Raw genomic sequence first — 13,612 nt, 5'->3', positions numbered from 1 at the left:
GCCTCAAGGAAGCCTGATGGGAGATCGTCTGAACCGCGTTCGACGGAAATTCGAGCCGCTGCTGCGGCGACTCTTCCACGCCTATTTCCTCGTCGTCCGCGGCATGACGCTCGGCGTCCGCGCCGTGGTGCTGGATGCCGAGAATCGGGTGTTTCTGGTCAGGCACAGCTATGTCAGCGGCTGGCATCTGCCCGGCGGCGGCGTCGATTTCGGCGAGACCATGGAGCAGGCGATGCGGCGCGAGCTCAAAGAGGAGGGAGATATCGACCTCACCGGCGAGGCCGTGCTGCACGGTATCTTCCTCAACAGCCACGTCTCCCGCCGCGACCATGTCGCCATCTACGTGGTCAGGCAGTTCAGGCAGGATCGCCTGCCCGCGCCCAACCGCGAGATCAGCGAATGCGGGTTCTTCGCGGTCGCGGCGTTGCCCGAGGGCACCACGCGAGGTACGCGGCTGCGGATCGCCGAAGTGCTGGACGGCGAGCCCCTGATTGCGACGTGGCGCTGAGGGCGGCCTGTGCTAGTAAGCTGCCCGAAAACGGCTGCCACGGAAACCGGATGAAGACTGCCAAGCTCGCCTTCGGCCTGATCTGCCTTGCGATCCTCGCCAGCAACATCGTCACGATGTCGCGCTGGAGCGAGGCGCGCGGGGTCTATGACGACATCTGCTATCTCAGGCAGGCGCATCTGTTCCAGCGCCTCGGAATCGGTGGACTCAATACCAATGCCGCGTTGGACTACGATCATTATTTCGAAGGGAAGTTGAAGGAGATCGCGTTCGCCGAATGGCAGGATCCGATCCGCTGGCCGTGCCACAATCCGATGCCGAGCGGCAAGATCGTGATGCAATATCCGCCGGGCACCGGCTTTCTGCTGGCGCTGTTTCCTGAGGGTCACCAGATGGTGCCGCTCTACGTTGCCGCGAGCCTGATCGTCTGCGGCCTTGCGCTATCAGGCATTGCCATGGCGCGCACGCTGCCGTCGGTCTTCGGCGCGGGCCTGTTCGGCGCGCTCGCAATCTATCTCATGATCAATCCGGCGAAGGCGAGCTATTCGGTCGCGCCGACCATGGCGCTGTGCGCCGTCGCAGGCTTCCTGACGGCGCTGTGGCTGACCAGGGATAAACGCAGCGTGCTGTTGATCGCGCTGATCGGCGTTCTCCTGGGTGCGTCCGTCAATTTCAGATTGCCGAATGCGCTGCTCGCGGCCGGCTATTTCATCTATCTCGGCATTGCCTTCCTGAACGTGCGGACGCTGTCGGCCTTCGTGCAGGGGCTCGGCCTCGGCCTCGGCGTTCTCGTCGGCATGGCCCCGACCTTGATCGCCCAGGCCGTCAACGCCGGCAGCCCGCTGGCCACGACCTATGGAAGTGCCGACGTGGTCGCGCCGGCCTTCGACTTCGCCGTGTTCGGCCATTATCTGCGCGACATGCAATTCGTGCTGATCGTGCTGGCGATCGGCTCCACGGCCTGGCTCTTGCGGGTGGGCGAGGGCAGCGTGCGTCAGGTGGCCCTGGTCGTCGCCGGCAATCTCATCGTCAACCTCGTCTTCTTCCTCAGCCATCCGATCTTCACACCCTATTACATCGTGCCGATTGCGATGCTCTCGCTGTGGAGCGTCTCGTTCGCCTGGCTGATGCAGCCGGCGCAGGCGCAGCAGGCCGCGGCGCTCGGGCGCGCGCCGGCAAGCCTCGGAGTGCCGTCGCGATGACTGCAACGCAACTTCGCATCGCGGTGCTGGTGCCCTGCTACAACGAGGAGGCGGCGGTCGCCACCGTCGTTGCGGATTTCCGCAAGGCGCTGCCGTCGGCAGCGATCTACGTCTATGACAACAATTCCCGCGACCGTACCGCGACGGTCGCGCGCGAAGCGGGCGCGATCGTGCGCAGCGAGCGCCGGCAGGGCAAGGGCCACGTCGTGCGCCGCATGTTCGCCGACGTCGAGGCCGACGTCTACGTGCTGGTCGACGGCGATGCCACCTACGATGCGCCGAGCGCACCTCGCATGATTGACCGGCTGCTCGATGATCATCTCGACATGGTGGTCGGCCTTCGCGTCGATCAGGTCCAGGCCGCCTACCGGCTCGGCCACCGCACCGGCAACCGCATGCTGACCGGCTTTCTGGCGTCGACCTTCGGTCACGCTTTCAAGGACATCCTGTCCGGCTACCGCGTGTTCTCGCGCCGCTTCGTCAAATCCTTCCCCGTCCTCTCCGACGGCTTCGAGATCGAGACCGAACTCGCAGTCTATGCGCTGGAACTGTCGCTGCCGGTCGCCGAGATCGAGACTCCCTATTACGCGCGTCCCGAAGGTTCGTTCTCCAAGCTCAACACCTGGCGTGACGGATTTCGTATCCTCGGCACCATGGTGAAGCTTTACCGTTCGGAGCGACCGTTGCGCTTCTTCGCGGTGATCGGAGGCCTGTTGGCGATGGCGGCGGTAATCCTCGCGATCCCGATCGTGATCACCTTCATCGAGACCGGCCTCGTGCCGCGCCTGCCGACCGCCGTGCTGTCGATGGGCTTGATGATCATGGCCCTGCTCTCGGTGTCCTCGGGGCTCGTGCTCGACACGGTGACGCGCGGGCGTCGGGAGATGAAGATGCTGGCCTATCTGTCCCAACCGACCTTGAAAAGCAGCTGAGGGCCGTCGCTGCCCGATGGACCGCGCTGCGTTCAGGTGCTATCCCGCGAATTGACATGACCGATCTTTCACTGACCATCCTCCCTGAAGCCGCTGGCGACGCCCAGTCGATCGAGCGGCTGCACGAACGCACCTTCGGTCCCGGCCGCTTCGTGCTCAGCGCCTACCGGATCCGCGAGCACGTCGACCATGTGCTCGAATTGTCCTTCACGGCCCGCATCGGCACGTTGCTGGTCGGCTCGGTCAGGCAGCTGCCAGTGCTGGTCGGCGAAACGCCGGCGCTGCTACTTGGCCCGCTCACGGTCGAGCCGCCGTTCCGCGGCCGCGGTGTCGGCCGTCTGCTGATGGAGCGCGCGCTCAAGGACGCGAAGGCGAAAGGTCACCGCCTCGTGCTGCTGGTCGGCGACGAGCCCTATTACAGCCGGGTCGGCTTCAAGCCGGTCCCGAAAGGCCGCGTCACCATGCCCGGCCCGGTCGACGCCGCCCGTATCCTGGTGTTCGAGCTTGTCGACGGCGCCTTCGAAGGCGTGTCGGGCTCGGTCGGCCCCGACTGGAGCAAGGCGCGGGCAGGGTAGCTCGGCGCCGTAGCCCGATGAGCTAGCGACATCCGGGACACCTGTCGCCACAGATGCACTGCCCCGGATATCGCTCGGTCATCCGGCTACGGGGGCTGTCGATGAAGCGCGCGGCAGTGCCTCTTACTCCGTCATTGTGAGCGAAGCGAAGCAATCCAGAATCGTTCTGCGGGGGCAGTCTGGATTGCTTCGTCGCAAGAGCTCCTCGCAATGACGGTGTGTGCCGGGCCCCTTAGGCCCCGACACGAGCAAGCCTAGAACTTGAAGTTCGCGAACGCGCGCACGCCGATGCCGGGCATCAACACCTCGTCCTTGGTGTAGGACACGGAGTTGCGGATGTTCTCGTTGAGGAGATTGTTGCCGACGATGCCGGCCATCATCTCGCGCGCACCGAACCAGTTGCGGTCGAGCTTGGTCTTGTAGCTCACCTCGGCCTTCAACAAATTATAGCCCGCCGTCGGCGTCTCCGCGATCATTGCGACGTTGTTCTGTGCGAAGGCGTGCAGCAGGTTGACGCGCATCAGCCAGTTGTCGTCGCGCCAGAACACGCCGCCGCCCATCCGCATCGGTGGAATCCGCGGCACGTTGGTGCCGTCGCTGAAGGTGGCGCGGACCATGTCGAACTGGTTCTCGATGCCCCAGATGCCGCCCTGGAAAGCGGCGATGTCGAGCTGCGACTGGAATTCGCCGCCGCGGAAATTGGCATTGCGCTGCGAATACACGGCCTGGTTCAGCTCCGCGCCCGGATTGCCGCAGGATGCGAAGTCGTCGTCGCAGGACACGCCGGTGAGGCGGCGATAGATGAAATTGTCGAAATGCGTGTAGTAGACGGTCGCCTCGAAGCGGAACGGCCCCGTCGCCCTGCGCACGCCGAGCTCGACCGATTTGGCGGTCTCGATCGTGAGGTTTGGATTGCCGATGTCGAAGGTCGCAGTCGCATCGTGGCCGCCGCGGGAAAACAGCTCGGCCGCCTTCGGCGCGCGCTCGACATATTGCGCGGTGATGCTGCCGACCATGCCGCCGGGCAGGTCCTGCAACAGGCCGATGCTGCCGCTCTTCGGCGTGAACGACGGATTGCGCGCGATGCCCGCCTGCGGCGTGCCGTCGGGCAAATAATCGGCCGGGAAGTCCGGCGTGGTGCCGTGCAGCTCGACATGCTCGATGCGGCCGGCGATCTGCGCCCGCGTCGCCTCGGTAAACTTGAACTCGTTGAAGGCGTAAGCTGCAACGCGGTTGCTGCTGTTCGGATCCCATAGGCCGTTGAACAGCGTGCCGGGATTGTCCGGGCTCGGCGCGCTCAATTCCTGATGGCCGACCTGGAAGCCCAGCGCCGTCGTCACTTCGGCGAAGCGCGCGTTGAACGGCATCAGCTGCACTTCGGTCCGGATCTCCTGCTCCTTGTTGGTGAAGGTCTGCCTGACGCCGTCGCTGTTGAGGTCGGCAGGATCGGCAAGCCCGATCTCGTTGTGCCGGTAATCGGTCGCACCGGCCCAGAAGCGCACCGCGTCGATCGCGGCGGCGTCCGGATGGTACTCGCCCTTGACGTTGATCTTGGTCTGGTGGCCGTCGATCCGTGTCTGGTGGTCGGCGCCGTCGATGCCGGGGATGTGGTAGAGCGAGTCGTTCTGGGTGATCGACGCCCCGATATAGCCGCCCTGGAAGAAATAGGAGCCGCCGATCGAGGCGCCGTCCGAGCGCGTGGCCGAGTTCGGCTGGCGGCCGTTCACGGCGCGCGTCTGGTCGTTCAGATAGGGATAGCTCGGGATGGAATAGTCCGAGGTCGTGCGGCCGTAGGCGTCGGCGTGGAAGGCGAAATTGCCGCCGCCGGTGTCGAGCAGCACGCCGCTCTCGACGCCGCGATCGACCGAAGAGAACGCGGTGCGGGTCTCGGCGTTGACGCAAGGCGATGTCGCGGCGCTCGCGAGCGGAGCTTTGGTCGGCAGGCCGTAAGCCTGGAATGACGGCGCGCATGCAGGTAGCGCGTCCGGAATCCGGTTGTTGGTGGCGCTGACGACGCCGCCGATCGAGGTCGAGCCGTAACGCAGTGCGGCGGGCCCGCGCACCACTTCGATCTGGTTGGTCGCGAGCGGATCGATCGGAACGAAATGATCCTCGCCGAGATCGGAAGCGCCGCTCGCATTGGTGCCGTTCTCGACGATGCCGACGCGGTTGACGTCGAGACCCCGGATGATCGGCCGGCTCGATGCGCCGGGCGCGAAGCTCGACCCGGTGATGCCTGGCTTGGAGAACAGGAGATCGCCGAGCTGGCCGCCGCCCTCGCGGCGGATCTCGTCGTTCGGCACCACCGTCACCGTCGCGAACTGGTTGGTCACGACGGACAGCACGCCCTGCTGGGGCGCGGCGGGCGCGGAGGCTGCCGGGTCCGCCTCTGCCGTTTGTGGGCGGCTGCGCACCCGCGCGGTCCGCGTGCCGCGGCCGGGATTGCGGGACGGCACCACCGCTCTGCGCACGATGGGGCTCGGCGCGGTCACGGTGACGGCGGGGATCTCGCTCGACGATTTGTCTTGCGCAGGCGTCTGGGCGAAAGCGGGCGTGGCGGCGGCACCGAGCAGGAGCAGGCTTGCTCCGCCAAGACGCTGCGCGCGTCGCGATTGAAATGACATGGTCCTGATTCCAGTCAGGCGCCGTCCTGAACATGTTTGCTGATCGGAGGCGGCCTGCCGTCGCGGCGCGACGGAATTCGACTTCAACGTCTCCCGGGCACTCTCGGCCCGGGCGTGATCAAGCGATGTTGAGTCAGGACGCGGGAGGGGCGCGCGGCTGGAACGCCGTGCCGGCCGATTTCAGATGGAGGAATTCGGCATCGGTGGTGCGGTAGAGCAGTTCGATCGCCTGCGGCAGCAGAAGCACGGGCGGCGTTGCCGATATGACGGTGCCAGCCATCGCGACCACGGCACAGATCGCGCAATTGTCCTCGCCGGGATGCTCGCGGTCGGGAGCGGCGGGCGATTGTTTCTGGACCGCGGCACGGTCGGTTGTAGCGCCCTTGGCGCTGTTCTTAGTGCTGTCCTTGGCGCCGTCGGTCTGCTGGAGCGAAGCCTGGGCAAGCGGCGTGGCCTGCGCGAACCAGTGGCTGTGCCCGAACGTCAGCGCGAACTGCACCAGCATCGCGAAGATCGCGAGCCGGGCGCCGTGCCTGATATTCGACCGGAACCACTTCATCTGGAAAAGCCACCCGCATCGCGAGATGTCGCGATGTAACAATATAACATCGCCCGATCGGTCTGCGGATGTCAATCGCACTCGGACCGCCCAGCGCCGGTGGCGGGCCGATGTGTCGTTCGAGCAACGGAGCGAGATCACCGACCCTCGCGCACCCAGGTCGCGGCGAACGCGCCGAGCAGCAGCAAGAGGCCAATCAGGCCGGCGAAGATCGGCAGCACGCCGACGCCCTTGACGACGCTGGCATCGCGCATCCGCACGCCCATCCAGCCGTCGCCGGCAAACACGCTGGCCGAACGCACCGGCAGGATGCGCGGCAGCTCGACGCTTGCGCCGTCGACCACGCGCACGGCGTTGCCGCCGGTTGCCTGCGTCAGCGGCTTCAACGTATCGACGGTGGAGGTGACCTCCGAAAACTCCTTCGGGTTGGTCGGGCCGACATTGATCAGCGCCTTCAGCGTGCCGTCGGTGGCAGCCCACAGGCCGAGCTCGCTTGCGGGAAAGCTGGCGCGCCATTCGCCGGGGTCGCCGGCGCTCAGCGTCAGATCCTGCGACACGCCGGACGGCGAGGTCACGCTCACCGGCTGGACGCTGTCGGCCATGGTCTGGCGCACCACGACCAGGTTCTTGCCCTGCACCTGGAGGCGCAGCGCTTCTTCGTCGAGGTCCGGCTGCTTCATCAGCCAGTGCGACATCCGCCGCAGCAGGTCGAGATGCGGGCCGCCGCCCTCATAGCCGCGCGCCCACAGCCAGATGTGGTCGGAGAGCAGCAGCGCGACGCGGCCCTCGCCGAAGCGCGACAGGAACAGAAGCGGCTTGCCGTCGGCCCCCGTCATCACCGGCGGGTTGACGGAATTGCGGGTGTCGACGGTGCGGAAGAAACGGCTCCAGCGCGGCGGCTCGGAGGCCGAGCCTTCCAGCCCGCGCGTGACGGGATGGCGTTTGCCGACGTCGGATAGATGCGCATAGAACGGTTTTTCGGTGACGCCAACCGGTTCGGCCGGCAGCACCGAATCCAGCGGCGTGCGCCAGATGCTGGTGTTGGAGGCGTAGTCGGGACCGGCCGAGACCAGCACCGCGCCGCCGCCGCGCACATAGCGCGCGATGTTGTCGAAATAGGCGATCGGCAGTACGCCCTGGCGGGCGTAGCGGTCGAAGATGATCAGCTGGAATTCGTTGATCTTCTGCTGGAAGAGCTCGCGGGTCGGAAACGCGATCAGCGACAATTCGTTGATCGGCGTGCCGTCCTGCTTCTCCGGCGGACGCAGAATGGTGAAATGCACGAGGTCGACGCTGGCGTCGGACTTGAGCAGATTGCGCCAGGTCCGCTCGCCCGAATGCGGCTCGCCCGAGACCAGCAGCACGCGCAGCTTGTCGCGGACGCCGTCGATGGCGACGACCGCGCGGTTGTTCACCGGCGTGAGCTCTCTCTCGAGCGGCGAGGCCTCGATCTCGACGATATTCGGGCCGGCATGCTTGATGTCGACGTCGACGCTCGCGGCCTGGCCGCTCGAGAGCGTGCGTTCATTGATGACCTCGCCGTCCCGGCGGATCGTGACCTTGGCGCGCTCGCCCGTAACACCCTGGTCGTCGAGCCGGTAGCTGATGGTCTGGGTCTGGCCGACGATGCCGAAGCGCGGCGCCGCCGTGATCGCGATGCGGCGGTCGCGTTCGTCCTTCTGCCCGGTGATCAGCGCATGCACCGGCGCCTGGAAGCCGAGCGCGGCGGCGTTCGCCGGAATGTCGTGGACGCGGCCGTCGGTGATCAGGAACGCGCCGGCGACGCGGTCGACCGGCACGTCCGACAAGGCCGAGGCGAGGGCGCCGAACAGCTTGGTGCCGTCGGTCTCGCCGTCGGCCTGTCCGGCATCGACGACACGCACCTCCAGCCCCTTGATCTTCTTCAGGCCGTCGACCAGCGCTTCCTGCGCTTGCGCAGCCTCGCGATTGCGGTTGCCGAAATTCTGGCTCGGACTCTTGTCGACGACGATTGCGGCAACCGAGGTGAGAGGATCACGGTCCTCGCGGGTGAAGGAGGGATTGGCGAGCGCCAGCAGGAACAGCGCCAGAGCGGCCACGCGCACGGCGGCGCCGCGCGCGCGCGCCACCAGCAGCACGATCGCGATGACGATGATCGCGGCGAGCGCGATCCACAGCACGATCGCGGGGACAAGCGGTGTGAACGCGATACCGTAGTTCATATGGATCCTATTGCCCCAGCCGTTCGATCAGCGCCGGAGCATGCACCTGGTCGGCCTTGTAATTGCCGGTCAGCGTGTACATGACGATGTTGGCGCCGGCGCGGTAGGCGAATTCACGCTGACGGGTGTCGCCGCCGGTCACCGGCAGCATGGCCTGGCCGTCGGGCCGAACGGCCCAGGCGCCGGCGAGGTCGTTCGAGGTGATGATGATCGGCGAGACGCCGTCGCCGCCGCGCGCCGGCCGCTGCGCGCTGTCCTCGTCGTCTTCGCGCGGCAATGTCTCGACCCAGGTCTGACCGGTGACGAAGCGGCCGGGGAAGTCGCGCAGCAAATAGAAGGTCTTGGTCAGCACGTGCTCGCGCGGCACCGGCTCCAGCTCGGGCACGTCGAGCGACGACAGGATCTCGCGCAACGTCTGCATGCCCGGGGTCTGCGCGGCGCCGTTGGCGCCGGGCGGCGCTTCGATCGCGTCGCGGGTGTCGAACAGCACGGTGCCGCCCTGTTTCATGTAGGCGTCGATCTTGTTGATGGCGTCCTGCGGCGGCTTGGGCGCGCCCGGCACGATCGGCCAGTAGATCAGCGGGAAGAAGGCGAGCTCGTCCCGCGCGGGATCGATGCCGACGGGATCGCCGGCTTCGAGCGCGGTACGTTGCGCCAGGAACAGCGTCAGTCCGGATAGCCCGGCCTTGACGATGGAATCGACGTCGGCATTGCCGGTCACGACATAGGCGAGGCGGGTCTGCGACGTCGCCTTCATCGCGAAATCGTCCGTAGCACTGTCGGCGCGTGACGGCGCGGGCGAGAGCGAAGCGAACAGCAGGCCGAGCACGATCATCGCGGGCGCCGCGCGGCGCCGCAGCAGTGCGGCGATCCCGCCGCCGAGCACCGCGACGATGATGGCGTCGACCAGGAACAGCGCCAGCGCCGTCGACAGCAGCCAGCCGCGCAGGTCCCGCGGCTCGGCATTGGTGTAGGTGGCGTGCCGCGCGCGCAGGCTCGCGGTGTTGAGCGCGGCGATGCGGTCGGCGCTGGCAAGCGTGTTCACGGCGAGCGGTCCTTCGGCCGGGCCATAGAAGCCCGGCGGATGGTCCGATGTGGCGCGGTCGCGGTAATCCGCGGGCAGCGGCTTTGCGGTCGCCGGCGGAGGGCCGAACGCGCCAAAACCGTCGAGGATGTGCAGCGGCGCCACCGTCTCCGCGGTCGCCTCGCCGGCGACGCCTGCGCCGGGCTTGGAGGTGTAGCCGGACATATCGACCACCCGCCTGAGCATTTCGACGAAGGTGCCCGACATCGGCAGATCCGACCAGCGCATGTCGGCGCTGACGTGGAACAGGCTGACCAGCCCCTTGCCGCGATGCTCGCCGGTCACCAGCGGCGTGCCGTCTTCCAGCGAAGCCCAGCTCTTGGTGGCGAGCACCGCATCGGGCTCGGCCAGCACTTGGCGGCTCACGGTCACGTCCTTGGGGACGACGACGCCGGCAAACGGGCCGTCGGCGGCAAAGGTGGCCAGATGCTGCGGCTTCTCCCAGGTCAGGCTGCCGCCGAGCGTGCGGCCGCCCTTGCGCAGCTTGACCGGCACCAGATCGTCCTCGGCCTGTGCCAGGCGCGGTCCTGCGAACCGCACCAGCACGCCGCCCTGATCGATCCAGGCATTGAGGCGCTCGCGCAGCTCCGGCGCGATGGTGCCGACATCGGCGAGGATGATCATCGGCAGCTTCTGGTCCAGGAATTGTGTGATGCCCTGCTGCGGCGAGCCCTTGTCGGCGAGCCTGACATCGGCGAAGGGCGCCAGCGCGCGGGTCAGGTAGAAGGTCGGCGCCAGCAGCGGCTGCGCGGTCTCGCTGGACGCGCCCGACACGATGCCGATGGCGCGACGGCGCCAGCGCTTGTCGAGCAGCTGCACCGCGCCGGCCGAGCGCTCGCCCGAGATCTCGAGCCGCGTGATGTCGTTGCGCAGCTCGACCGGCAGATCGAACGCGGCGTCGGTCTCCTTGTCCTGCGGACCGAACGAGAAACGCGCCTCTCCGATCGGCGAAGCCTTCTGGTCCAGCGCGCGCACGGTGCCGATCGCGATGCCGCTGTCGGTGCGCAGCACCTTCACCGTCATCTTCGCCGCCGCGTTCTCGGCCGCGACCAGCGCCAACGGCGCGGAGGTGCCGCCTTCGAAGATGGTCAGGCTGCGATCGCCGATGGTCTTGCCGAGGCCGGCAACGAAGTCCTCGCCGCGGCCGGTGTCGACGCCGTCGGACAGCCAGGCGATCTCGCAATCGCCGGTGGCTTTCAGGAAACGGTCGACCGCGGCCAACGTCTCGACACGATCGATCGTATAGGGCTTTGGTGCGAGTTGCCGCAGCGCGACGCGCGCGGCGCCCGCCGGCATCAGGGTGATGTCGCGGTTCGGCTCGGACAGCGGCACCAGCGCGATGGCGCGGCGGTCGGTGTCGGCATTGGCGATGAGCTCGTCGGCGGCCCTGATCCTGACGTCCCAGTGCGAGGCGGCGCTCCAGCCGTCGTCGAACATGATCATCAGCGGCGCCTTGCTGTCGGCTGCGCCCGTTTGCGGATTCCAGATCGGGCCGGCGGCCGCGAAGATGACGAGCGCCGCAGCCAGGAGACGCAATGCGGTCAGCCACCACGGCGTCCGCGAGGGCGTCTCCTCCCGCGGGGCGATGTCGAACAACAGGCGCGTCGGCGGAAACTCGATGCGGCGCGGCCGCGGCGGCATCACGCGCAACAGCCACCACAGCACCGGCAGGCTGACGAGGCCGATCAGGAGCAGCGGTTCGGTGAAGGCGAGCGGCAACCCCATCATGCGGCCGGCCCCGCCTTGATCGTCGTGGTGCGGGCGCCCGACTTGCTCACCTGCATGCCGGCATGCAGGAACAGCAGCAGCTCGGCGGCGGAGCGGTCGGTGGCGTGCGTGGTGAACAGCCAGTCCAGCTTGTTGGTCTCGGCGCGAATCTGGTCGCGGTGCAACGCCAGCCGCGTGGTGTAATCCTGCGCCCAACTTTCGGCGCGGCCGGCGGTGATCACGCCGAAGCCTTCGGGCTCGACGAACTCGACGCGGCCGGAATAGGGGAACGATTCCTCGGCGGGATCGACGATCTGCACCAGCGTGCCATGCGCGCCGGAGCCTGAGAGGCCTGCGAGCGTCGTCCTGATCTCAGCGATAGGCGACCAGAAATCCGACAGCACGATCGTCTCGGCCAGCGCCGCCGGCACGAAGGACGGCGGCAGGCTGAGGCGGTCGGCGTCGTCATGCAGCATCGCCTGCGCCATCTTGTCGATGATGCTGCGGCTCGTGGTCGGCGCCATCAGGCCGGGAATGCCGACGCGTTCGCCGCCGGCAACGAGCAACTCGGCCAGCGCGAAGGCGACGATCAGCGTACGCTCCAGCTTGGACTCGCGCGCGGTCTTTGAGGCGAACGCCATCGACGGCGAGCGGTCCGGCCAGATCCACACCGTGTGCGAGGCTTCCCATTCGAGCTCGCGGACATAGAGATGGTCGTCGCGCGCCGAGCGGCGCCAGTCGACGTTCTGCGCCGGTTCGCCGGAGACGAAGCGGCGGTATTGCCAGAAATTCTCGCCGGACCCGGCGCGGCGGCGGCCGTGCAGGCCATGGATGACGTTGGCGGCGATGCGGCGGGCTTCGAGCACCAGGCGCGGCAAGGAGGCTGCGAGCGTGCGGCTTTCGCCATCGGCACGTCGGATGGCGATGATCTCCTTCGCCGTGTGCCCGTTCTCCGCTGCCATCAACCGATCCGTGTCTTGAGCTGCTTGATCACGTCCGGAATCGTGCGGCCTTCGGCGCGCGCCTGGAACGTCAGCGCCATGCGGTGCTTCAGCACGGGCTCGGCGAGGTCCAGCACGTCGTCGACCGAGGGCGCCAGCCGTCCGTCGATCAGCGCACGCGCGCGCACCGCCAGCATCAGCGATTGGCTGGCGCGCGGGCCGGGGCCCCAGGCGATGAACTTGCCGGCTTCGCCGGCGTCCGGACCCGGGCGGGCCGAGCGCACCAGCGACAGGATCGCCTCCACCACGGAATCGCCGACCGGCAGGCGCCGGATCAGCCGCTGCGCGGTGATCAGCGCCTCCGCCGTCATCGAGCCTCTCGCCAGCGTTTCCTCGGCGCCGGTGGTCTCGAACAGGATGCGTCGCTCGGCGTCGCGATCAGGATAGTCGACGTCGATCTCCATCAGGAAACGGTCGAGCTGGGCTTCGGGCAGCGGATAGGTGCCCTCCTGCTCCAGCGGGTTCTGCGTCGCGAGTACGTGGAAGGGCTTCGGCAAATCGTGGCGCGCACCGGCGACCGTGATGTGCTGCTCCTGCATCGCCTGCAGGAGCGCCGATTGCGTGCGCGGTGAGGCGCGGTTGATCTCGTCGGCCATCAGAAGCTGCGCAAATACCGGACCCGAGATGAAGCGAAAGGCGCGCTTGCCCGCGGTGCTCTCGTCCAGCACTTCGGCGCCGAGAATGTCCGACGGCATCAGGTCGGGCGTGAACTGGATGCGCTTGGCATCCAGGCCGAGCGTGACGCCGAGCGTTTCGACCAGCTTGGTCTTGGCCAGGCCGGGCACGCCGATCAGCAGCGCATGGCCGCCGGAGAGGATGGTGACCAGCGTGTTCTCGATCACGCGATCCTGGCCGAAGATGACGGACGCGATCGCATCCTTCGCCGCGCGAATCTGGCTCGACACCTGCTCGGCCGAACGAACGATCCCGTCCTCGAGTTTCTCGACACTCTCCGCCATTCGTCTAGCTCCTTCAGCCCGCCATGCGGCTTGCCCAGGCCGTCATGTCATCGCATCGCATTTGGTCATCACGTCAGGTCATGGCGCCTATGCTAGACTTGCAGGAAGGCCATGTATTCGTTGAATTAACCTATCCCCACCTTATCGGCTTCGGGTTATGTACGGCATCACGAAGTGGCGACCTCCACACCGGGCTAACCCGGGGTGGAACCGATCTCCGACATACAACGTAGACCTGCACCAATCGTGCCAACGGACAA

The 13,612-nt window shown here is 67.1% G+C and carries 10 protein-coding genes; 4 read left to right on the top strand and 6 right to left on the bottom strand.

From position 1 onward, the window contains the following. The first annotated feature begins 16 nt into the window (after positions 1-16). Genes C7G42_RS22815 through C7G42_RS22800 form a run of 4 tightly spaced genes read left to right on the top strand, consistent with a single transcriptional unit; the run spans position 17 to position 3,217 of the window. A complete protein-coding gene (locus C7G42_RS22815) occupies positions 17-508 on the top strand; it encodes an NUDIX domain-containing protein (protein ID WP_106951455.1) in 492 nt (163 codons plus the stop codon). A 50-nt stretch (positions 509-558) separates the two neighbouring features. Further along, complete coding sequence (locus C7G42_RS22810) at positions 559-1,710, top strand: hypothetical protein (RefSeq protein WP_106951194.1); 1,152 nt, start codon at positions 559-561, stop codon at positions 1,708-1,710. Then, on the top strand, positions 1,707-2,642 hold the full coding sequence (locus tag C7G42_RS22805) for a glycosyltransferase family 2 protein (protein ID WP_106951193.1): 936 nt from the start codon (positions 1,707-1,709) through the stop codon (positions 2,640-2,642). The genes C7G42_RS22810 and C7G42_RS22805 overlap by 4 nt, the downstream gene beginning before the upstream one ends. A 56-nt stretch (positions 2,643-2,698) precedes the next feature. Next, the gene (locus tag C7G42_RS22800; protein ID WP_106951192.1) at positions 2,699-3,217 is read left to right on the top strand and encodes a GNAT family N-acetyltransferase; all 519 of its coding nucleotides are present in this window, start codon (positions 2,699-2,701) and stop codon (positions 3,215-3,217) included. 254 nt (positions 3,218-3,471) lie between these two features. Here the strand turns inward: C7G42_RS22800 and C7G42_RS22790 are convergent, their stop codons facing one another. The 6 genes from C7G42_RS22790 to C7G42_RS22765 form a co-directional block, all read right to left on the bottom strand. Next, the gene (locus C7G42_RS22790; RefSeq protein WP_106951190.1) at positions 3,472-5,841 is read right to left on the bottom strand and encodes a TonB-dependent receptor; all 2,370 of its coding nucleotides are present in this window, start codon (positions 5,839-5,841) and stop codon (positions 3,472-3,474) included. 133 nt (positions 5,842-5,974) lie between these two features. Next, positions 5,975-6,400, bottom strand: a complete 426-nt coding sequence (locus C7G42_RS22785) for a DUF2946 domain-containing protein (RefSeq protein WP_199581080.1) — start codon at positions 6,398-6,400, stop codon at positions 5,975-5,977. 137 nt (positions 6,401-6,537) lie between these two features. Continuing rightward, a complete protein-coding gene (locus tag C7G42_RS22780; RefSeq protein WP_106951189.1) occupies positions 6,538-8,601 on the bottom strand; it encodes a hypothetical protein in 2,064 nt (687 codons plus the stop codon). Between the two features lie 7 nt (positions 8,602-8,608). Continuing rightward, positions 8,609-11,413: a DUF4159 domain-containing protein gene (locus C7G42_RS22775; protein ID WP_106951188.1), complete on the bottom strand. Its 2,805-nt coding sequence runs from the start codon at positions 11,411-11,413 to the stop codon at positions 8,609-8,611. Continuing rightward, positions 11,410-12,354, bottom strand: a complete 945-nt coding sequence (locus tag C7G42_RS22770; protein ID WP_106951187.1) for a DUF58 domain-containing protein — start codon at positions 12,352-12,354, stop codon at positions 11,410-11,412. Before C7G42_RS22770 ends, C7G42_RS22775 begins: the two co-directional genes overlap by 4 nt. Beyond that, positions 12,354-13,352, bottom strand: a complete 999-nt coding sequence (locus C7G42_RS22765; RefSeq protein WP_106951186.1) for an AAA family ATPase — start codon at positions 13,350-13,352, stop codon at positions 12,354-12,356. Before C7G42_RS22765 ends, C7G42_RS22770 begins: the two co-directional genes overlap by 1 nt. Positions 13,353-13,612 lie beyond the last annotated feature (260 nt).

Source organism: Bradyrhizobium sp. MOS003 (assembly GCF_003020125.1).
GTDB lineage: Bacteria > Pseudomonadota > Alphaproteobacteria > Rhizobiales > Xanthobacteraceae > Bradyrhizobium.
This window is presented reverse-complemented; position numbering and strand designations above follow the sequence as displayed.